The sequence below is a fragment of the Pseudoalteromonas sp. H103 genome, from assembly GCF_001469205.1.
GTDB classification, from domain to species: domain Bacteria; phylum Pseudomonadota; class Gammaproteobacteria; order Enterobacterales; family Alteromonadaceae; genus Pseudoalteromonas; species Pseudoalteromonas carrageenovora.
In genome coordinates this window covers 29,226-48,935 of the sequence record NZ_LOFG01000007.1, presented here as the reverse complement: position 1 = coordinate 48,935, position 19,710 = coordinate 29,226, and the positions used below count along the sequence as shown (strand labels likewise).

Sequence of the window (19,710 nt, the reverse complement as noted above, 5' to 3'; positions counted from 1 at the left end):
TTAAGAGGTTTTCAGTGAAAACAAAGCGAATCTACGCGCCAATAACTAGCCTGCTGCAAGTAAACTCAATGCAATTAACACTCAAAATAACTGCTAGAAATAGGTTTATTATTCACCGTTCAAGTTAATTACTTTAATGGTGACTCTTTAACCATTTAACAACACCTTAAGTGTATAAATGATGAACACGGGGTGATACGCTCAGACAAATAAAGTTACAATTGTCAGGTTTAACCACTCTAAAATGCGGTTATACTTTACACAAATTAAGCGATGAATATAAAAGGAAGTGGTTATGTCAGGCACTACAATGATAGTACTTATTGTGCTTATTTCGGTTGGCTCTGGGGTTATTTACGATATGTATAAAAAACATTTAGAGTTTAAGCATAAAATGCAAGATAACAATCAAGACGCAAACAAACAGCTTGCCGAAGTAAGCGCACAAGTGGTTGCTTTAAAAGAGCGTGTGCAAACGCTTGAGGCCATAGTGACAGACTCAAGCTACACCACTAAAGAAGAAATTAACCGCCTTTAAAAACTATATAAATGGGCGTTTTCTGGCTGCTCTATACCATGAGCAGCTAAAAATCCATCTATAGCTTGCCCGCACCCTTGTGGCGCACGAGAGCTGTCTATTTCAAAGTTTAATTGATTAGCATGTTGCTTACCCATCGAACACAGTGCAACGGTCTTTGGCGAGCGCATAGCAATACTAAGCTCCCCTATTTGCTCAACATTTACATGTTTGCTAAATCGTGCGAATCCTTTGTACTTAAATTGCTCGTTTACGTATTCATTGCTTGTCGCAACAAGGGCTGCAATAAACCCATGTAAAAAGCTATTACTTGACGAGTCAGGCGTTAAAAACGAAATCGTTTTATTATTAAATTCGCTTAATTGGCAGTCGTTACATAACAGTTCAACGGTGTATAAGTGTTGCTCAGCTATTTGCTGATGGCTTTGTAATGTAACGTTTGCACCTGCGAACACAATACGTTTTAGTAACTCATTAACTGATGTTTGTACACAGCTACCTTTTACAAGCTCTGGATTTTTCGCCATAACAGGTAAGTCGTGATGATTATTAAAAGGTGTACTCGTTGCATCGTGTTGCGTTAACTGAAAAAGCTCTCTTACTTCGTGCTCACGCGCTATTTTAAGCGCTAAAAAAGCAGTTTGTATTAGCTCAGAAGTAGGTAAGTTTTCTTCAACAAGCCAGCGCCTACCAAATAATAGTTTTTTAGATTTACTATCACCTGGGTAGCTACTTGTTTTGTAGTTGTCGGGGCTGAGTACTGCCACTTGTAGATAAATTTGTTCATCTTTTTGTGCAGCAAGCACTCTAAAGTGAGCCGAAAAATCAATATTTTCCAGTACTTCATTTACGCTTTTAAGCGTATGCTTGTAGCGTAAAAAATGCTGTGGTACTACCCAGTTACTATTAGCTAATTGCACTAATGGAGCATATGAAATAGGTTGCTCGTAACTGTGTTGCCATTTTTGCTCATCACTGAGTAAGTGATTAATGTGACTCTTTTTATCTGACATAAATAAACCAAATAAACACGCGCATTGCGATATAAACTATGAACATATTACGTCGTCAATGTCGTAATTAGATCACATGTACGCCTCACTTTAAGGCTTTTTTAACTATCACCGAGTCCTTGATAGTCTGTTATAACTTTTTGATAATAAACCGCATCTTTATTGAGCATTTTATTATAATGATTTATTAGCTGCTGCTTATACGCTTTGTGCTGTGCATGATTAAGATTCCACATGCTTTGCCCTGTATTACTAATTTCATTTTGGCTGTTAAAACTAACCTCAATGACCTCATAAAAGCGCTTATTATCGTAAACTATTTGCTCACTTATAAGGCCTAAGCCGAGTGTTTTTAAACCTATTCGCAATTTATAAGTATGATGTACAGGGCATAAAATAAAGCGCACATGCTCAAGGTTATCTAACGCATTATTAGCAATAATTTGCTGCATTAAACTTAACAACAACTCACCGCCAATACCTGCTATTACAACTACTTGGCTTTTATTTTTGGCAATTTCAATTTTGCCTACATCCTGACATAAGACCTGCCACTGCGGTTTTTTATCACAGGTTTTTTGTAATTTATTAATAGATGATAATTGCGCACTTAAGTCGTCCATTAAAGTGGCGACTATATCAACAAATATGACTTGATTTGCAGCTGCACGTTTTAATAATGCCATGCCTAAATAACCATGATCGCAGCAGCAATCCCAAATAATATCGTGATGCTGCGAAATTAATTTATCAATGGCGGTTAGGCGTTTACTGAGCTTCATTTAATCGTTTAATTGTGACGTTTTGTATATCAGTGCTTTTAAGCTTTTATTGCTATCAACTTCAATAAAACGCGCCGTTGGAGCAAGGCGCTCTACAAATTCTATTGCGCCTTGAGTGTGCTCGTTTATTAATGCTTTAAAGTCTTCTTCGCTAAGCTCTGGGCTGTTAGCGCACAATAAAAGTTGAGTTGTATCGCAAAGTAGCTCAGGTAATCTGCGCAATACTTTTTGATAATCTTTGGTAAGAATAAAGCTGCCTTTTTGAAAGCTTGGCGGATCAACAATAATTAAATCAAACGGGGCTGCTTTTTTTAATTTACCAAAAGATTTTAAAATATCATGAGGTAAAAAACTAACGCCGCGCTCAAAACCATTTAACTGATGGTTTTGCTTACCGACTTTAAGTACTCCTTTGCTCATATCCATGTTCATCACATGGTCTGCCCCGCCTTGCATAGCTGCAAGCGAAAACCCGCAGGTATACGAAAACAAGTTAAGTACTTTTGCATGCTTGCTATTAGCAGCAACAAACTCACGGCCGCTTCGCATATCAGGAAATATCCCGGTATTTTGACGGCTTTGCAAATCAACTAAAAACTTAATGCCGTTTTCACTTACAACATGCTGATTAGGCAACTGTCCATAAACCACCGTATTTTGGCTTTGCACGCCAGCACGCTGTTGATATACAAGCGATGAAATAAGCTCAGGTTGATGCTGCTGTGCCCACTGCCAAAGCGTACTGGTGAGCTCGTTTAATGTTTGTTCATCAATTTCGTCGTACGATACTAAAAATAAACTAGGCGGGTAAAAGTCTAAATTAATATGGCTTAGCTCTTCTACGCTGTGGCCTCGCCCGTGAAAAACACGACACAGTTCGTTGTTTAAAATTGGCGCATCTTCAAGCGCTGTAATAAGGGGAGTAAAGTTTGCTGTCATTTTTAATTAATCAACTGTTGTTGTAGTTCGTGTATTTCATCGCGAACTGAGCCCGCTTTTTCAAATTCTAAATCGCTTGCGTAGGCATGCATTTTGGTTTCAAGCTGCTTAATTTGCACCGCAATTTCTTTCGCGCTAAGTACCTTTTTAGACTCTTTACGAATAAATTTAAGGTTATCTTTAGGCGCGGCTTCTTCGCCAACATCCATAATATCGGTGATTTTTTTAATAAGTGCTTGTGGCTCAATTCCGTGCTCAATATTGTAAGCGTGTTGTATTTCGCGTCTACGCTGCGTTTCTTCAATCGCTTTGGCCATTGATTTAGTCACTTTATCGCCATATAAAATAGCACGTCCATCTAGGTGACGTGCAGCACGGCCAATAGTTTGTATAAGTGAGCGTGCTGAGCGTAAAAAGCCTTCTTTATCTGCATCAAGTATGGCAACTAAGGCCACTTCTGGCATATCTAGGCCTTCTCGTAATAAGTTAATGCCTACTAACACATCAAACACACCCGCTCGTAAGTCGCGTATTATTTCTACGCGCTCAACGGTGTCTATGTCTGAGTGAAGGTAACGTACTTTTACGTTATGCTCGCTTAAATAGTCGGTTAAATCCTCAGACATACGTTTAGTAAGTGTTGTTACCAGTACGCGCTCTCCTTTTTCAACACTTTTGTATATTTCTGAGAGTAAATCATCAACCTGATCGCCTACAGGGCGTACTTCTATTAAGGGGTCTAGTAATCCAGTTGGGCGAATAACTTGCTCTGCTACTTCGCCTGCGCTGCGCTCAAGTTCAAAGTCGCCAGGCGTTGCCGATACATAAATAGTTTGCGGGGCAATGGCTTCAAATTCTTCAAACCTAAGTGGGCGGTTATCCATAGCCGATGGCATTCTAAAGCCATATTCAACGAGGTTTTCTTTACGGCTTCTATCGCCTTTATACATAGCGCCAATTTGCGATACGGTAACGTGTGATTCATCAATAATCATTAATGCATCATCAGGCAGGTAATCAAGTAGTGTTGGCGGCGGATCGCCCGGTGTGCGCCCTGACAAGTAGCGGCTGTAGTTTTCTATGCCTGAGCAATAACCAAGTTCGGTCATCATTTCTATATCGTATTGGGTGCGCTGCGCTACGCGCTGCTCTTCTACTAATTTATTTACACTAAGTAACTGCGCTCGACGCTCTTTTAGCTCTTCTTTTATTTTTTCTATGGCGCCAAGAATTTTGTCACGCGGGGTGACGTAGTGTGTTTTAGGGTAAATAGTGGCGCGTACTATGTGTTTTTCAATTGCACCAGTGAGGGGATCAAAAATACTTAGACGTTCTATTTCGTCATCAAACATTTCTACGCGTACAGCAAATGTATCTGATTCAGCGGGAAATATATCAACCACTTCACCGCGCACGCGATACGTACCACGGCCAAAGTCTATATCGTTACGGGTATACTGAATCTCTGCAAGGCGGCGGAGCATATCGCGTTGGTCTACTTTTTCGCCCACTTTTAAAAGCAGCATCATTTTCATGTACGACTGCGGGTCGCCCAAGCCATAAATAGCCGAAACCGAGGCAACAATAATAGTATCACGTCGTTCAAGCAGTGCTTTTGTAGCACTTAAACGCATTTGCTCTATGTGCTCATTGATTGATGCATCTTTTTCTATAAACGTATCACTAGAAACAACATATGCCTCTGGCTGATAATAATCGTAATACGATACAAAGTACTCAACCGCGTTATTAGGAAAAAACTCTTTCATTTCTCCGTACAGCTGCGCAGCCAGTGTTTTGTTATGTGCCATTATTATTGTTGGGCGATTTAAGTCGCTAATAATATTGGCCATAGTAAACGTTTTACCAGTACCTGTAGCGCCTAATAGTGTTTGATGCGCAAGCCCTGCTTCTAAACCTTCTTCAAGTTGTTTAATAGCCGTAGGTTGATCTCCAGCGGGCTTAAACTGTGATACTAGTTGAAAATGATCGCTCAATTGTTGCACTCCTGTAACGATTCGCCGCTTAGCGTGTCTAGCTCTTTCATAAACCATTTGTACGCGACTATAGCTGTAAATAAATTACCTAACGCAGCGCCAATAAATAACCCAAATAAACCGGCTATTTCGTTGCCTACATAAGCAAATGGTACATAAAATATAAATAAACGAATGACACTTAGTACCAACGCATTCATTGGCTTGTGTAATGCATTAAACGATGAATTAGATAATATGATCACCCCTTGTAAGCCATAACTTAGCGGGATTGTATAAATAAACAGTTTAATTACGTCTATAACGGCTTGTTCTTTACCGAACAACTGGCTTATAACACCTGAAAATACAATTAGTAATACGTAAATTGCAAATTGCCATATCATCACGAATTTTAATGTGCCTGTGTAGGCTTCTTTAACGCGGCACAATTTGCCCGCTCCAAAGTTTTGACTGACAAAAGGCGGTAATGTCATAGATAGCGCAAGCACCAATATACTTGCGATAGATTCTATTCTGCTCCCTACTCCAAATGCTGCAACAGCTTCTGGTCCGTGGTGCGCAACCATAGCGGTCATTACGGCCATTGCAACGGGTGTTAGCATGTTTGCACCTGCAGCAGGTAAGCCAATTTTTAATATTTTACGAATTGCGCCTATAACCGTTTGCTTGCCCGCTTTGAGGCTCAACAAACGCTTTTTAAACATTAATATATACAAGATAATAACCACTGCAACGGCCCATGCAATGACACTTGCAATGGCCGCGCCTTCAATACCCATGGCCGGAATAGGCCCAAAACCAAATATAAGTATGGGGTCAAGTACCGCATTTATAAGCCCTGCTCCACCCATTACAATACTCGGTGTTTTTGTATCGCCACTTGCACGTAACACTGAGTTGCCAATCATTGGGGTTATTAAAAACACACTGCCTATAAACCATATGTTCATGTATTCGTGAATAAGTGGAAGTACCTGCGAGCCTGCGCCTAGCAAAGTAAATATAGGGTCAGTTAATGTATAACCAATAAACGAGAGCACAATAACCAGTACAACGCCTACCATTAAAGACACACTGGCATCAAAACGCGCTTCGTCAATTTTGTTACTACCCAGTGCTTTTGCTATTACAGCCGACGTACCAATACCTAAGCCTATCGCTAAACTTATTACGGTAAAAGTAACAGGAAAGGTAAAACTTACTGCAGCAAGTGGCTCGGTGCCTAATAAGCTAATGAAAAAAGTATCTACAATATTAAACATCATTAACGTGATCATGCCGAATATCATCGGGATGGTCATCGTTTTTAATGTAGGTAATATAGGATCGTTTAGTAAATCTGGGCGAGTCGGAGTTTTTGAAATTGCACGCATGAAATAAATAAGCCTCTTTTTACTGAGCTGAACATTTTAAAGCATCAAGGCACTTCAAGCCACGGATTTATCAATACAATTGCCTTAATGAAAGAACTAAACATTCTAAAAAATAGTAAAGGTGAGTTTTTACATCTTTTTGTTAAAATAGAGCCTAAAGCCACTAAAAAACAATTAAAACACATTTTTGTAACTTTTATTACAAACACCGCGCAGTATCTGGTGATTTTTTACACAAAGCCTAGGGTTGATTTATCGTTACGAAAAAAAACCCTCATCGAGTTGCATCCATTCCGCTCCAAATCATAACCAATTGTTTTATAATGAATTAAAAATAATGATTTAAAAGCTTGAAATCGTTGTAGCGCCCTAAAACATTGGTGCCGCTGATGTTCTTAAAGTTTCATAAACAGAGTTATCCACAGAAACCGTGGATAACTCATTCAAACCCGCATTTATAAAGGCTTTGAGAGAGCCACAGTTTTTAATCAGGTCTTACCATTTGTGTATATCTTATATGTGACATTTTTATAGACTCGGCTTAAAAACAATCTTCCGCTAATTTTTACTCTTAACAAAGTTATACTCATGTACAACTATAAACGTTCAATATTAAGCCAAGTTATTGATTGCACTATTTTTGAGCGAGCGTATTAAACGCCCTATTTATACAATTTAACTACTTTGTTATTTACCAATGAAAATATTTAAAAGAATTTAGTTAGAGGCATATTTATAAAAAATAAAACTAGCCATGCAAATAACTGCAAAAAATATCCTGCTATAAAAATGGCTTTTTTATGTTTTTGGGCATCTTTTTAATAACAAGGTACTTTTATGGCGTGTTTAATTTAACCAATTTAATAAATTAAAAACCTAAAGCTTCGATAAAATGCGCAATGATATTATTAAAATCTTTAAAAAATTACTTTAATGGAGCTATAAAACACGCAGATCGAACATAAAAACAACGAATAAACCTCTTTTTTAAATTTATGACTTTTATATGTTGACACTTTGCACCTCCATCATTAATATTTCGCCCCGTTGAAAGGCAAGACGCTTCCCCCTTAGCTCAGTTGGTTAGAGCGACGGACTGTTAATCCGCAGGTCCCCCGTTCGAGTCGGGGAGGGGGAGCCAAGTTTTTCAACCATAAACGATTCCCCCTTAGCTCAGTTGGTTAGAGCGACGGACTGTTAATCCGCAGGTCCCCCGTTCGAGTCGGGGAGGGGGAGCCAAGTTTATGTATATGATGTAGTTCCCCCTTAGCTCAGTTGGTTAGAGCGACGGACTGTTAATCCGCAGGTCCCCCGTTCGAGTCGGGGAGGGGGAGCCAAATCATCATAATATCACTATTTTAGTTCCCCCTTAGCTCAGTTGGTTAGAGCGACGGACTGTTAATCCGCAGGTCCCCCGTTCGAGTCGGGGAGGGGGAGCCAATTCTAAGAATTTCATAGACATCTAAGCTTAATTCCACTACTCTTCTGATTATAACTAAAGCATTAATTAAGTTTTTGATGCGCTGTAACTTAGTTTATTAATCAAGGACTTGATTCCTTCCCTTTTGAATTATTAAAAGACTGAAAACATGGCTGGATTTAAAAAACTTATTTTTATACAAATAATCTCATGGCTATTGTGTGTAGCAGCAGGAAGCTACTTCATATCTATAAGCTTTGACAGTGCAGTAAGTGACGCCCAAAAAAACGCACAAACTACTGTAACTAAGTATATTAATGGCCTCACTTTAGACGAAACCTCTGCTCAAAATGTAAAACAATCAATCGCAGATGGTAACACCTTTTCAAGCTTTACTTTAAGAGACTACCAAGGTGCTGAAATTTTCAGCATAAACTCCCCTACTCGCTTACCTATGTTTGCTGAGTTTGTACAATCTAGTTTTAATTCTGTCCGCCCTCAGTTTGCGATAAACGACGCTGCAGATATAAAAGTTGAGTTTACGCTAAATATCCAACACTTAGCTGAGCAGCTACAAATTTCTTTATTTATCGTGATTGCAATTTCAGCAATTTTGGTAATTATTCCAATTATTTTGATGCAGTCGATTTTTTATCAGTTAAATAAAAATATCAGCACTACTGTTTCGGATATTATCGATATATACATCAACCAAAATCAGGTAGACGAAAACCTAGACACTGCACTTGATAGTTCAAGGCTTAAAACTTTAGGGAAAGATTTAGTACCTAGCTTTAATCGCTTATCGCACTTTCTAAAAACCAAGAGTGAAGATATACAAAGCGCTGCAATGACTATTAAACATGAAGCATATAAAGATGTAATTACCGCCCTTGGTAACAGAAATATGTTTGTTGAGTACTACGAAAAAAACATTGAAAACACCGAGCAAAGTACCTTTGGCTCTTTAGCCATGATCCGCTGTAGCGAATTACAAGCAATTAACCAAAGCCGTGGCTACCAAAAAGGTGATGAATACGTAAAAGGTGTTGCTGATATAATTAAACACATAAGTGGCACCTACACTGGCAGCCAAGTATTTAGATTAAACAGCTCTGACTTTGCTGTTGTATTGCCCCACACTCCTTTAAAAGAAGCCGAGCGTTTTGGTGAAAACCTACAATCGCGCTTTACACAGTACCAACAAAATCAAGAGCTAAGCTCAGTTGCTAATACCGGTGTTGTGGGTTACGAAAAAGGTAAACCATTAGGTGAATTGCTGTCTGTTGTTGATAACGCGATGAGTATGGCGCAATCAAAACAAGTTAACGCATGGCATGTACAACGAGAAACCGATTTAGTAAATAATATAAGCGCAGGATTTGGTAATCAAAACTGGCGTAAGGTTATTAACGAAGTTATTGAATCTAAGCGCGTACATTTAGTAATGCAAAACATTATGCCACTAGGTAAAAGTATTAAAGCGTATGCCGAAGTGCAAGTACGTTTTAAAACCGAAGATAACCAAGTGCTACCAACGGCCTCTTTTTTAGCTATGGCTGAAAAACTTGATATGGCCATTGAGATTGACCGCCTTATTATTGACTCATCACTTGAGAAAGTAAAAAGCCGAAACCTATCTGAAAAGTTTTTTGGCTTAAACGTTACGGCCTCAAGTGCACATAACGACCAATTTGTTATTTGGCTAGAGCGCCGCTTATTAAAAGATACACATATAGCCTCTAAATTAGTATTTGAAGTGAGCGAGTTTGGTCTTCAGCAAAATATTAAAGCCAGTAAGCGTTTTATTGATATGGTGCATCGTGTGGGTGCGCGTGTAACGGTTGAGCGCTTTGGTGTTGGTTTAACATCGTTTAAATTTTTCCGCGATTTAAAACCTGACTTTATTAAAATGGACGCCAGTTATACCCGCGGCCTAGAAGATGACAAAAACAATCAGTACTTCATGCGCTTAATGGTCGATTTAGCGCACCGTATTGGAGTGAGTGTTTTTGCTGAAGGTGTTGAGAGCCAAGAAGAAAAACACATCATTGAAACCTTATGCTTAGACGGCGTTCAAGGTTATTACATAGAAAAACCTAAAGATATCTAACCTCCCCTTCTAAAACAAAAAAAGAGCACATGTTGCTCTTTTTTTGTTTTTAATATTTTATCCTAACCTTAAAATCACATAAATTTTACAGCTTTGTGATCGAAGCGTTATTTTCCGCTGTTTATTTAACTGATAACGACTCGCATATGTTGTTTATCGGGGCAGAAAAAAGGATAATACGCGGGACTTTAATAGCGCGAGGCACACATGACAGAATATGTCTTGTTATTGATTGGAACCGTTCTAGTTAATAACTTTGTATTAGTACAATTTTTAGGCTTATGTCCGTTTATGGGCGTATCAGGTAAGCTTGATACAGCGATAGGTATGTCTTTGGCAACTACGTTTGTGCTTACACTTGCCTCAGTGACGAGCTATTTGGTTAATCAATATATTTTAATCCCGCTAGATATCGAATTTTTACGTACCATGAGCTTTATTTTGGTAATTGCGGTAGTTGTGCAGTTTACTGAAATGGTGGTGCGCAAAACCAGCCCTACACTATATCGTTTATTGGGTATATTTTTACCGCTTATCACTACAAACTGTGCAGTGCTAGGCGTTGCTTTGTTAAATATCAAAGAAGATCACTCATTTTTACAATCAGCAGTGTATGGTTTTGGTGCTGCGGTTGGCTTTTCATTAGTACTTGTATTATTTGCAGCGCTGCGCGAACGCCTTGCTGCTGCTGATGTTCCTACACCTTTTAAAGGTGCCTCTATTGCTATGATAACCGCAGGCTTAATGTCGATGGCGTTTATGGGTTTTACTGGATTAGTGAAGTTTTAATATGACCTTGTTTTATGCCTTGATAGCGCTTGGCTCGCTAGCGCTGATTTTTGGACTCATTTTAGGTTTTGCTGCCATTCGTTTTCGTGTTGAAGGCAACCCTATTGTTGAGCAAATAGATACTATTTTGCCGCAAACTCAATGTGGTCAATGTGGCTACCCTGGCTGTAAGCCTTACGCAGAAGCCATTGCTAATGGTGATGAAATAAATAAATGCCCTCCTGGTGGCGAAGCGACGGTAAAAAAATTGGCTGATTTAATGGGCGTGGAAGCTAAACCGCTTGCTGGCGGAGAACAAGCCGACCCAATTAAAACAGTAGCCTACATTCGAGAAGACGAATGTATTGGCTGTACTAAATGTATTCAAGCATGCCCTGTAGATGCCATTGTAGGTGCTACTCGCCAAATGCACACCGTACTTATTGATGAATGTACTGGGTGTGATTTATGTGTAGAGCCCTGCCCTGTAGATTGTATTGATATGCTGCCGGTTGCCGAAACAAAACAAAACTGGAAATGGCAGTTAGATGCTATTCCTGTTACGCAAATAGATTAGAGGTTTGAGTGGAAAAGTTACTTGAACAAATTAAAAAAGGCACCGTTTGGGCATTTCCTGGCGGCGTGCATCCACCACAGCAAAAAACACTTTCAAATAGTGCCCAAATTGCTCGCTTGCCCCTGCCAGACAAACTGGTAGTCCCGCTTAAGCAACATATTGGCGCTAACGGTAAATTAATCGTTGAGAAAGGCCAACACGTATTAAAAGGTCAACCGCTTACAACACCTGCGGCTAATTGGTCGGTGCCCGTTCATGCTCCAACGTCTGGAACCATTACCGACATTGCACCTATGCCATCTGCACACCCTTCAGCGCTCCCTGAGCTGAGCATTATTATTGAACCTGATGGCAACGATGAGTGGTGTAGTCTTAATCCAGCGATTAACCCTGCTAAGCTTAGCCACGATGAATTAGTAGATATAATTCACCAAGCGGGTATTAGCGGTATGGGCGGTGCGGGCTTTCCTACTTATGTAAAAGCCGATATTAAGCAACCTATCGAGTTTTTAATAGTAAATGCTGTTGAGTGCGAGCCGTATATAACCGCCGATGACGTATTAATGCGTGAGCATGCCAAGCAAGTTGTGCAAGGCATAGAGCTAATGCAGCAAATATTAAACCCAACGCTTTGTATTGTCGGTATTGAAGACAACAAACCCGAAGCCATTGCCGCTATGACACAAGCAGCAGAGCACAATGCTAATATTGTTATTCAAACAGTGCCAACGGTTTACCCTTCAGGTGGTGAAAAACAATTAATAAAACTACTCACCAATCGAGAAGTGCCAAGCAGCGGTATTCCGGCCGACATTGGTATTTTAGTGCATAACACGGGTACTTTATTTGCGGTGCAGCAAGCTGTATACGAAGGTAAACCACTTATTGAACGAGTAATTACCGTAACGGGCAATACTATTCATAAGCCCGGCAATGTGTGGGCATTACTAGGCACTGAAATAAAGCATTTACTTGATTGCCAGGGGTTTTCCCCAGTGCCACAACAACGCGTTGTAATGGGCGGCCCTATGATGGGCTTTACCTTGCCCACTGTACGTATTGGTGTAGTTAAAACGACTAACTGTATTTTAGCCCCTGATCATAAAGAGCTGGCAGAGCCTGGCCCCGAAAAAGCCTGTATACGTTGTAGTGCCTGTGCAGATGCCTGCCCTGCTTCGCTATTACCGCAGCAATTGCAATGGTTTGCCAAGTCAAAAGAGTACGACAAACTACAAGAACATAACTTATTTGATTGTATAGAATGTGGTGCGTGTGCCTACGTGTGCCCAAGTGAAATCCCTCTTGTACAATACTATCGCGTGGCCAAGGTTGAAATTAAAGAACAACAAGCCGAAAAAATTAAAGCAGATAGAGCAAAAGAGCGTTTTGATGCCCGTAAAGAGCGCTTAGAGCGTGAGCAAGAAGAGCGTCAAAACCGCCATAAACGTAAACCGGCCGCTAAGTCTGACGATGAAAAACAAAAAGTAGCAGATGCACTAGCTCGTATTAAAAACAAATCAGATAACGGCGGCGAAAAATCAGCGGTTGCTGCCGCTATTGCACGCGCTAAAGCTAAAAAACAACAAGGCGAGGAGTTAGAGCCGGATAATACTGAAGTAGCAAAAGAGCGCGCACTTCGAAAAGAGCAAGCTCGCAAATATAAAGAGCAAAAGTCACAAACAGATGACTCAGGTGATACTGCACCAGTTGATGATAAAAAATCAGCTGTAGCTGCTGCAATTGCTCGTGCTAAAGCTAAAAAAGCAGCGCAAGCACAAGATGAGCAAGTTAATACTGATGATGCCAATACTGCACCAGTTGATGATAAAAAATCAGCTGTAGCCGCCGCAATTGCTCGTGCCAAAGCTAAAAAAGCAGCGCAAGCACAAGATGAGCAAGTTAATACTGATGATTCCGATACAGCAGCGCCTGTTGATGATAAAAAAGCGGCCGTAGCCGCCGCAATTGCTCGTGCTAAAGCTAAAAAAGCAGCCAAAGCACAAGATGAGCAAACTAACACAGATGATGCCAATACAGCAGCGCCTGTTGATGATAAAAAAGCGGCTGTAGCCGCCGCAATTGCCCGCGCAAAAGCTAAAAAAGCAGCTAAAGCTGCTGAGCAGACTGATCAACCGAATGTGCCAAGTACCAACGAAAAACCAGCCGATAACGTTAAATCTGAAGAGTCACAAACAGACTCTCCAGCAGATAACAAAAAAGCGGCTGTAGCTGCGATTGCCCGTGCAAAAGCTAAAAAAGCGGCAAAAGAGGCACAGCAAACACAAAGCAATGAAGATACTGAGCAAGTGACGACAGCAGAGCCTGAAACGCCAAGCGAAACTAGCCCAGAACAAACCGCCGCCCAAAAGAAAAAAGCCGCAGTGGCCACAGCTATTGCTCGCGCTAAAGCCAAAAAGTTACAAAAAGAAGGAAATGATCAGTCATGAAATTAACCATGGCCAGTTCGCCGCATAATCATAGCCATAAATCGCTAACACGATTAATGCTAACCGTTATTGCTGCGTGTATTCCTGGGCTCATTGCTCAAGTTTTCTTTTTTGGGACTGGTGTACTTATTCAGTTAGTGCTTGCACTTGTTGCTGTAAGCGCATTTGAAGCTGCCATAATGTTAATGCGTAAACGCCCTGTTTGGCCTGCATTGAGTGATGGTAGTGCTTGGCTTACTGGTGTGCTATTAGCACTGAGTATTCCGCCGCTAGCGCCTTGGTGGGTAATTATTATTGGTTGTTTATTTGCCATTGTAATTGTTAAACAGCTTTATGGCGGGCTTGGTTTTAATTTATTTAACCCTGCAATGGCCGCATATGTTCTGCTTTTAGTATCCTTCCCAGTGCAAATGACAGCCTGGCTACCTGTCAGTGATTTAATAAATACGCCGATTGGATTTGTTGATCAATTAAGGCTCATATTTACCGATTTTACGGCCTCAGGTTTTAGCCTAGATCAAATGCGTGCTGGGATTGATGGCCTAACAATGGCGACACCTCTTGATACTGTTAAAACAGATATAGCACACGGTTTAACCGTTACCGAGAGTATGCAAAAGCCACTATTTAATGAATGGGCAGGCCTTGGTTGGATGTGGGTTAATTTAGGGTTTTTAGCGGGTGGTTTATACCTTTTAAAAACCAAAATAATTAACTGGCATATTCCTGTTAGTTTTATTGTAAGTTTAGCGATATGTAGTGCAATAGGTTACATTGCGGCGCCTGGTACAGAGCCTGGTACAGTATTCCACTTATTAAGTGGCGCAACCATGATGGGGGCATTTTTTATTGCCACTGACCCAGTATCTGCTGCAACCACAAATAAAGGTCGCTTAATTTATGGCGCTCTCATTGGCTTATTAGTGTATTTAATTCGTACTTTTGGTGGCTTTCCTGATGCAATCGCATTTAGCGTATTATTGATTAATATTGCTGTGCCGCTTATTGATTACTACACGCAACCACGTACCTATGGCCACGGAGCAGTAAAATGATTATTTCATCAATGGCTAAAAATGGCGCTATTTTAACGGCTTTTGCACTAGTAACAACGGGTTTGGTTGCCTCGATAAACGCACTCACCGCAGATAAAATTGCAGAGCAAGAGCAGCTACAACTTACAGCGCAACTACAAGAAGTACTCGACCCAAAATCGTACGACAACGAACTATCTACAGATTGCGTTATATTTACTGATGAAACGCTTGGTCCATACGCTAATCAAGTTATTTACCGTGCTCGAAAAAATAATAAACCCGTTGCCGTCGTTATTCGCCACGTTACGCCAAATGGTTACAGTGGTGATATTAACTTACTTACAGCCGTTTTAAGTGATGGCTCTATAGCTGGTGTACGCACAACTAAACACGAAGAGACACCCGGCCTTGGTGATAAAGTAGAAGTAAAAAAATCACTGTGGATCACAGCCTTTAATGATTTAACCGTTGATGGCGAAGATGATGCACGCTGGGCAGTTAAAAAAGATGGCGGCCAGTTTGATCAATTCACAGGCGCTACAATCACACCACGTGCAGTTGTAGGCTCTGTTAAAAACGCAGTTTTGTTCGCACAACGCAATTTTGACGATATTTTTGCAGCGCCAAATGCCGAATGTGTAGAGGTAAAAAAATGAGCGAATTAAAAACATTATACAAAGAAGGGGTCTGGGTAAATAACCCTGCCCTTGTTCAGCTTTTAGGGCTATGCCCGTTACTTGCCGTTACCTCAACAGTTACCAATGCACTTGGCTTAGGACTGGCTACTTTATTAGTGCTTGTAGGCTCAAATATTACTGTATCGGTTGTACGTAACTGGGTACCTAAAGATATTCGTATCCCTGTATTTGTAATGATTATTGCAGGCTTTGTAACTATAGTTCAGTTACTTATGAACGCTTACACCTTTGGTTTGTATCAATCGCTTGGCATATTTATTCCGCTTATAGTAACAAACTGCGCCATTATTGGCCGCGCCGAAGCATACGCATCTAAAAACCCTGTGCATTTATCAGCATTCGACGGCCTAATGATGGGCTTAGGTTTTATGGCTGTACTTGTAGTGTTAGGTACAATGCGCGAACTAATAGGCCAAGGCACATTATTCGACGGTGCCGATTTACTATTAGGTCCATGGGCACAAAGCCTGCGCATAGAAGTGTTTAGTTTTGATAACCAGTTTTTACTCGCCATTTTACCGCCTGGTGCTTTTTTAGGGCTTGGCCTACTTATTGCGGCAAAAAATGTAATTGACGCACAAATAAAATCAAAACAAGTAACGCCGCCTGAGGCTGAAAAAGGTCCACGCGCACGTGTTACTAGCTTAACTTAAGGGGAAAACGCATTAACTTATTTAAAAGCTAATGCGTTTTAAGTTGCATGAATAAAGAAAAACGTCATCAAATACTTTCTCGCCTACGCGATGATAATCCACACCCAGAAACCGAGCTTGAATACTCAAGCCCGTTTGAGTTACTTGTAGCAGTCACACTCTCTGCACAAGCCACCGATGTAGGTGTTAATAAAGCCACGCGTAAATTATTTCCGGTTGCTAATACGCCACAAGCCATTTTAGATATTGGCCACGATACACTGCGCGATTATATTAAAACCATTGGGTTATTTAATTCAAAAGCCGCAAACGTGTATAAAATGTGCCAAATACTGGTTGATCAACACAACGGCATTGTTCCCGAAAACCGCGAAGCCTTAGAAGCCCTACCCGGTGTTGGCAGAAAAACCGCAAATGTAGTGCTCAACACAGCTTTCGGCTGGCCGACCATTGCCGTAGACACGCATATTTTTCGTGTTTCAAACCGCACCAAACTTGCTATGGGTAAAGATGTTGTAGCTGTAGAACAAAAGCTTGAAAAGGTTGTACCTAAAGAATTTAAAGTAGATGTACACCACTGGTTAATACTACACGGGCGTTACACCTGCGTAGCGCGTAAACCTAAGTGCGGCAGCTGTATTATTGAAGACTTGTGTGAGTTTAAAGAAAAAACGGACTAACCTCGAATAACTCTATTTTGGGTATTTTGAAAGTTAGACAGCTAATTAATTAGCTGTCTGTCGATTCTACATTATTTATAAATTGAGCCATATTTACTAAACGCTCACCTACAATAAATGCAATGGTGCGTTTAACCCAAGGCGCTTTAATATTTGTGTAGTTTAGTTTAGCTAATACACAGCTTGTGACTATTAAAAGTAGTAGTGATGACACGCTGTAAAACCAAACCATGTGTTGCTCTAGGTGTGCAAATAAGTCAATTTCAAATAGCACATCAAACCCAATAAACACATAAGCCATATAAAAAGGGGCAGACATTAATAACAACTTAGTTAGTTGTAATTTATGTGAGCAAAGGCGGTAAACGTCTTTTTGAAGTTGGCTAATTGGTTTTGCATAATTAACGTTAGCAATATGCACTATTTGGCCGATATTACCTGCAAGGCCAGCAATGGAAAATACACTCAGTATCAACGCAGATATTGAAGGCGCTGAAACACTAAAGTTATTTGCAATATACTGCCCCAATAAAACAATAATAAAAAAGAAGGCTGCGCTTTCAATAATACGTGCCCACTTCATAGTATTAAGCTCTTTCATTTGTTTATTCACTTTTGTTTCGCTCAGCAGTGATTGGTTTATTGTAATGGCCGATTCGTTAACACTATTTTGCTGCTGCCATGTGTTTTTAATGTTATCTAAATTCATTTTAAGCCCCCTGTTTTTCAAATTGATTTTTTAGTGTTTCTTTAATGCGGCCAATTCGCGTAGCGACGTTGGTTTTACTTATGCCTAAACTCGTCGCTATGCTTTGATGGGTTTCGCCTTCTAAATACAGTAATACTATGGCTTTATTTAACTTATCGAGTTTTCCTATAAATTCATAAAGCTGCTTAACGTCTTCGCTTTTATCGTCTTGTGCTGAAAAATCCGCTATATGCACTATGCACTGCTCACTTTCATTGGCTTTATCTTCTCGTTTACTGTCTTTGCGGTAATAGGAAATTGCCACATTAAGCGCGATTCGGTACATCCAAGTAGAAAATTTATAGTCTTTGTTGTAATTGTCATAAGCCAACCACATGGTGGTGAGTATTTCTTGCGCTAGGTCTTGCCGATCATCTTGATTTTGACAGTACGAATTCACAATTTTATAAACAATGCCTTTATGCTGCTCCATTGTCTGCGCAAATAGCGCCTTATTATTAGTAGTCATTCACTGATAAATCCATCGTTTAAATTAATCTCATTACGTATTTGCCTTATCGCAGTTTCATTGTGTTTAATTTCTAATGTATCTGTTTTTAAAAGCGACAAGGTGCAGCGTTATGGCTAATGCAACACAGCCTGTACACATTTATATAAACATTTTAGCTGCACGATAGTACTCACATAATCGTCTTATCTAGTTATTCGCAGTATCTCTGAATTAATCACAACTATTTAAAAAATAATTATTTGAGGGAGTAATAAGCTAAGTAAAAGAGCAAAGCGAGGAGTTAGCTCTTTTCTTCTGCCTGCGATTAAAAGGGGACTCCTAGTTAAAAGATTTTTTTAATATAGCAATAGTTAATATTATTGTATCTCTGGTTATCAAATATGACTCAGGCTAAAGGTGGTAAAAAACATACAACCTGCTATTAATAGTGAATAATAATTTAAGAAGGTTTCTGTGTTAGCGCTGTAAGAAACCACATAACTTCAAGGATGTATTTTGCAAATAATCATTCAAAATTTCAGCCAAATAAGTGGTCATTATTAAATTTAGCTGTTGTGCTTATACTGGCGGGTGCATTTTATTATTTGGGTCAATTTTCTGTATTTCATTCGATTATTTTAAGCCTAATTTGTTTTATTTCATTTTTAACCTTATTAATTTTAAAGCGTTGGAAAGCATATATTAACTATTTAAAAGCAATAGGAGATGAGATAGAGCGAGACAGATTTCACTTAGGTGAACACATAGTATCTATGGTTCCTTACATGAACTTACAAATAACAGTTCATGCACGTGTGGATGAATCAGCTTTATTTATCAAAAAAGCAAATTGTTATATTTCAATTAATCTAAAAGATATTTGCTCATTTGAGCCAACTGAATATTTCGGACGGCCAATCGCGAAAGTAATTTTGGCCGATAATAAAAACTTAACTCCCGCACTCTATGTACCTTGGTCTGAAGAAATGGCGCTAACTCAAAGTAAAGTACATGGGTAAACGCCTTTGTTTGCTTATCATGCCTTAAAGGTATTAAGCGTTACACTCTAAGACGATACTAAGATTTATAGCGGTTTAACTCTGATACTAAGTGCGTACTTTTAAATACCACCAAATTAGAGGCGCCAGTATCACTATTTCAATACCAACATTTAGCCACTGTTTTGCTACCGAGCCATCTAACATAATGCCAATAAGCCTTGCAATTAAAAGCCCTACGAGTAACGAGGACAGTGTTGCCGCTATGCTAGCTTGCCAAGGTGCGAGCTGAAAATGAAATTGCAGTAATAAGCCAAAACCAATAAATAACCCCCACCAAATTCTGCGCTCTACGGCCTTAAAAATATCGTTAGGAACTGGCTTATTGCTTATCAGCTCAGGATTGACAGCTAACACTATGCCAAAAATAATTAATACGGCACCAACAACCCTAAAAATGACTATATTATCCATG

18 protein-coding genes and 4 tRNA genes are annotated in these 19,710 nt (G+C 39.8%); 14 read left to right on the top strand and 8 right to left on the bottom strand.

Features of this window, described 5'->3' with window-relative positions:
• The first annotated feature begins 295 nt into the window (after window positions 1–295).
• Window positions 296–538, top strand: coding sequence for a hypothetical protein (locus tag ATS74_RS06515; RefSeq protein ID WP_058548121.1), 243 nt, complete (start codon window positions 296–298; stop codon window positions 536–538).
• On the opposite strand, the gene ATS74_RS06510 is transcribed toward ATS74_RS06515, so the two are convergent.
• The 5 genes from ATS74_RS06510 to ATS74_RS06490 all read right to left on the bottom strand — a co-directional run bounded on the left by ATS74_RS06510 (window position 535) and on the right by ATS74_RS06490 (window position 6,645).
• Window positions 535–1,551, bottom strand: a complete 1,017-nt coding sequence (locus ATS74_RS06510; RefSeq protein ID WP_058548120.1) for a hypothetical protein — start codon at window positions 1,549–1,551, stop codon at window positions 535–537. The two genes, ATS74_RS06515 and ATS74_RS06510, sit on opposite strands and share 4 nt — an antisense overlap.
• Before the next feature lie 101 nt (window positions 1,552–1,652).
• Window positions 1,653–2,333 carry a tRNA (adenine(22)-N(1))-methyltransferase gene (locus tag ATS74_RS06505; protein WP_058548119.1) on the bottom strand — a complete coding sequence of 227 codons (681 nt, stop codon included), beginning with the start codon at window positions 2,331–2,333 and terminating at the stop codon, window positions 1,653–1,655.
• A complete protein-coding gene (locus ATS74_RS06500) occupies window positions 2,334–3,272 on the bottom strand; it encodes a class I SAM-dependent methyltransferase (RefSeq protein ID WP_058548118.1) in 939 nt (312 codons plus the stop codon). It lies immediately after the preceding gene.
• 2 nt (window positions 3,273–3,274) lie between these two features.
• On the bottom strand, window positions 3,275–5,269 hold the full coding sequence (uvrB, locus tag ATS74_RS06495; protein WP_058548117.1) for an excinuclease ABC subunit UvrB: 1,995 nt from the start codon (window positions 5,267–5,269) through the stop codon (window positions 3,275–3,277).
• Window positions 5,266–6,645: an MATE family efflux transporter gene (locus tag ATS74_RS06490; RefSeq protein ID WP_058548116.1), complete on the bottom strand. Its 1,380-nt coding sequence runs from the start codon at window positions 6,643–6,645 to the stop codon at window positions 5,266–5,268. The genes uvrB and ATS74_RS06490 overlap by 4 nt, the downstream gene beginning before the upstream one ends.
• Before the next feature lie 1,064 nt (window positions 6,646–7,709).
• Here ATS74_RS06490 and ATS74_RS06480 point away from each other — a divergent pair.
• The 12 genes from ATS74_RS06480 (at window position 7,710) to nth (ending at window position 17,038) form a co-directional block, all read left to right on the top strand.
• Window positions 7,710–7,786, top strand: a tRNA-Asn gene (locus ATS74_RS06480).
• 21 nt (window positions 7,787–7,807) lie between these two features.
• A tRNA-Asn gene (locus ATS74_RS06475) sits at window positions 7,808–7,884 on the top strand.
• 21 nt (window positions 7,885–7,905) lie between these two features.
• Window positions 7,906–7,982 (top strand) — tRNA-Asn (locus tag ATS74_RS06470).
• A 26-nt stretch (window positions 7,983–8,008) separates the two neighbouring features.
• Window positions 8,009–8,085, top strand: a tRNA-Asn gene (locus tag ATS74_RS06465).
• Between the two features lie 149 nt (window positions 8,086–8,234).
• The gene (locus ATS74_RS06460; protein WP_058548114.1) at window positions 8,235–10,178 is read left to right on the top strand and encodes an EAL domain-containing protein; all 1,944 of its coding nucleotides are present in this window, start codon (window positions 8,235–8,237) and stop codon (window positions 10,176–10,178) included.
• Between the two features lie 207 nt (window positions 10,179–10,385).
• Window positions 10,386–10,967 carry an electron transport complex subunit RsxA gene (rsxA, locus tag ATS74_RS06455; RefSeq protein ID WP_008134172.1) on the top strand — a complete coding sequence of 194 codons (582 nt, stop codon included), beginning with the start codon at window positions 10,386–10,388 and terminating at the stop codon, window positions 10,965–10,967.
• Window position 10,968: 1 nt separating this feature from the next.
• Window positions 10,969–11,523 (top strand): electron transport complex subunit RsxB, encoded by a 555-nt coding sequence (gene rsxB, locus ATS74_RS06450; protein ID WP_058548113.1) that lies wholly within the window; start codon window positions 10,969–10,971, stop codon window positions 11,521–11,523.
• A gap of 8 nt (window positions 11,524–11,531) precedes the next feature.
• Window positions 11,532–13,970 carry an electron transport complex subunit RsxC gene (gene rsxC / locus ATS74_RS06445; RefSeq protein ID WP_058548112.1) on the top strand — a complete coding sequence of 813 codons (2,439 nt, stop codon included), beginning with the start codon at window positions 11,532–11,534 and terminating at the stop codon, window positions 13,968–13,970.
• Window positions 13,967–15,025, top strand: a complete 1,059-nt coding sequence (rsxD, locus tag ATS74_RS06440) for an electron transport complex subunit RsxD (protein WP_058548111.1) — start codon at window positions 13,967–13,969, stop codon at window positions 15,023–15,025. The genes rsxC and rsxD overlap by 4 nt, the downstream gene beginning before the upstream one ends.
• The gene (gene rsxG / locus ATS74_RS06435; RefSeq protein WP_058548110.1) at window positions 15,022–15,663 is read left to right on the top strand and encodes an electron transport complex subunit RsxG; all 642 of its coding nucleotides are present in this window, start codon (window positions 15,022–15,024) and stop codon (window positions 15,661–15,663) included. Before rsxD ends, rsxG begins: the two co-directional genes overlap by 4 nt.
• Window positions 15,660–16,358 carry an electron transport complex subunit E gene (locus ATS74_RS06430; protein ID WP_058548109.1) on the top strand — a complete coding sequence of 233 codons (699 nt, stop codon included), beginning with the start codon at window positions 15,660–15,662 and terminating at the stop codon, window positions 16,356–16,358. The genes rsxG and ATS74_RS06430 overlap by 4 nt, the downstream gene beginning before the upstream one ends.
• Window positions 16,359–16,405: 47 nt before the next feature.
• Window positions 16,406–17,038, top strand: a complete 633-nt coding sequence (gene nth / locus ATS74_RS06425; RefSeq protein WP_058548108.1) for an endonuclease III — start codon at window positions 16,406–16,408, stop codon at window positions 17,036–17,038.
• Window positions 17,039–17,087: 49 nt separating this feature from the next.
• Here nth and ATS74_RS06420 read toward each other — a convergent pair whose 3' ends face one another.
• Window positions 17,088–17,747 (bottom strand): hypothetical protein, encoded by a 660-nt coding sequence (locus tag ATS74_RS06420; protein ID WP_058548107.1) that lies wholly within the window; start codon window positions 17,745–17,747, stop codon window positions 17,088–17,090.
• 1 nt (window position 17,748) lies between these two features.
• Window positions 17,749–18,255, bottom strand: a complete 507-nt coding sequence (locus tag ATS74_RS06415; protein WP_058548106.1) for an RNA polymerase sigma factor — start codon at window positions 18,253–18,255, stop codon at window positions 17,749–17,751.
• Between the two features lie 491 nt (window positions 18,256–18,746).
• On the opposite strand from ATS74_RS06415, the gene ATS74_RS06410 reads away from it, so the two are divergent.
• Window positions 18,747–19,256 carry a hypothetical protein gene (locus ATS74_RS06410; protein ID WP_058548105.1) on the top strand — a complete coding sequence of 170 codons (510 nt, stop codon included), beginning with the start codon at window positions 18,747–18,749 and terminating at the stop codon, window positions 19,254–19,256.
• 87 nt (window positions 19,257–19,343) lie between these two features.
• Here ATS74_RS06410 and ATS74_RS06405 read toward each other — a convergent pair whose 3' ends face one another.
• On the bottom strand, window positions 19,344–19,709 hold the full coding sequence (locus ATS74_RS06405) for a DUF4345 family protein (protein WP_058548104.1): 366 nt from the start codon (window positions 19,707–19,709) through the stop codon (window positions 19,344–19,346).
• Between the last annotated feature and the right edge of the window lies 1 nt (window position 19,710).

What these genes read in the sequence shown, in the direction of transcription:
- ATS74_RS06515 (WP_058548121.1), top strand. Translation starts at nt 296, where the DNA reads ATGTCAGGCACTACAATGATAGTACTTATTGTGCTTATTTCGGTTGGC.
- ATS74_RS06510 (WP_058548120.1), bottom strand. Translation starts at nt 1,551, where the DNA reads ATGTCAGATAAAAAGAGTCACATTAATCACTTACTCAGTGATGAGCAA.
- ATS74_RS06505 (WP_058548119.1), bottom strand. Translation starts at nt 2,333, where the DNA reads ATGAAGCTCAGTAAACGCCTAACCGCCATTGATAAATTAATTTCGCAG.
- ATS74_RS06500 (WP_058548118.1), bottom strand. Translation starts at nt 3,272, where the DNA reads ATGACAGCAAACTTTACTCCCCTTATTACAGCGCTTGAAGATGCGCCA.
- ATS74_RS06490 (WP_058548116.1), bottom strand. Translation starts at nt 6,645, where the DNA reads ATGCGTGCAATTTCAAAAACTCCGACTCGCCCAGATTTACTAAACGAT.
- ATS74_RS06460 (WP_058548114.1), top strand. Translation starts at nt 8,235, where the DNA reads ATGGCTGGATTTAAAAAACTTATTTTTATACAAATAATCTCATGGCTA.
- rsxA (WP_008134172.1), top strand. Translation starts at nt 10,386, where the DNA reads ATGACAGAATATGTCTTGTTATTGATTGGAACCGTTCTAGTTAATAAC.
- rsxB (WP_058548113.1), top strand. Translation starts at nt 10,969, where the DNA reads ATGACCTTGTTTTATGCCTTGATAGCGCTTGGCTCGCTAGCGCTGATT.
- rsxD (WP_058548111.1), top strand. Translation starts at nt 13,967, where the DNA reads ATGAAATTAACCATGGCCAGTTCGCCGCATAATCATAGCCATAAATCG.
- rsxG (WP_058548110.1), top strand. Translation starts at nt 15,022, where the DNA reads ATGATTATTTCATCAATGGCTAAAAATGGCGCTATTTTAACGGCTTTT.
- ATS74_RS06430 (WP_058548109.1), top strand. Translation starts at nt 15,660, where the DNA reads ATGAGCGAATTAAAAACATTATACAAAGAAGGGGTCTGGGTAAATAAC.
- nth (WP_058548108.1), top strand. Translation starts at nt 16,406, where the DNA reads ATGAATAAAGAAAAACGTCATCAAATACTTTCTCGCCTACGCGATGAT.
- ATS74_RS06420 (WP_058548107.1), bottom strand. Translation starts at nt 17,747, where the DNA reads ATGAATTTAGATAACATTAAAAACACATGGCAGCAGCAAAATAGTGTT.
- ATS74_RS06415 (WP_058548106.1), bottom strand. Translation starts at nt 18,255, where the DNA reads ATGACTACTAATAATAAGGCGCTATTTGCGCAGACAATGGAGCAGCAT.
- ATS74_RS06410 (WP_058548105.1), top strand. Translation starts at nt 18,747, where the DNA reads ATGTATTTTGCAAATAATCATTCAAAATTTCAGCCAAATAAGTGGTCA.
- ATS74_RS06405 (WP_058548104.1), bottom strand. Translation starts at nt 19,709, where the DNA reads ATGGATAATATAGTCATTTTTAGGGTTGTTGGTGCCGTATTAATTATT.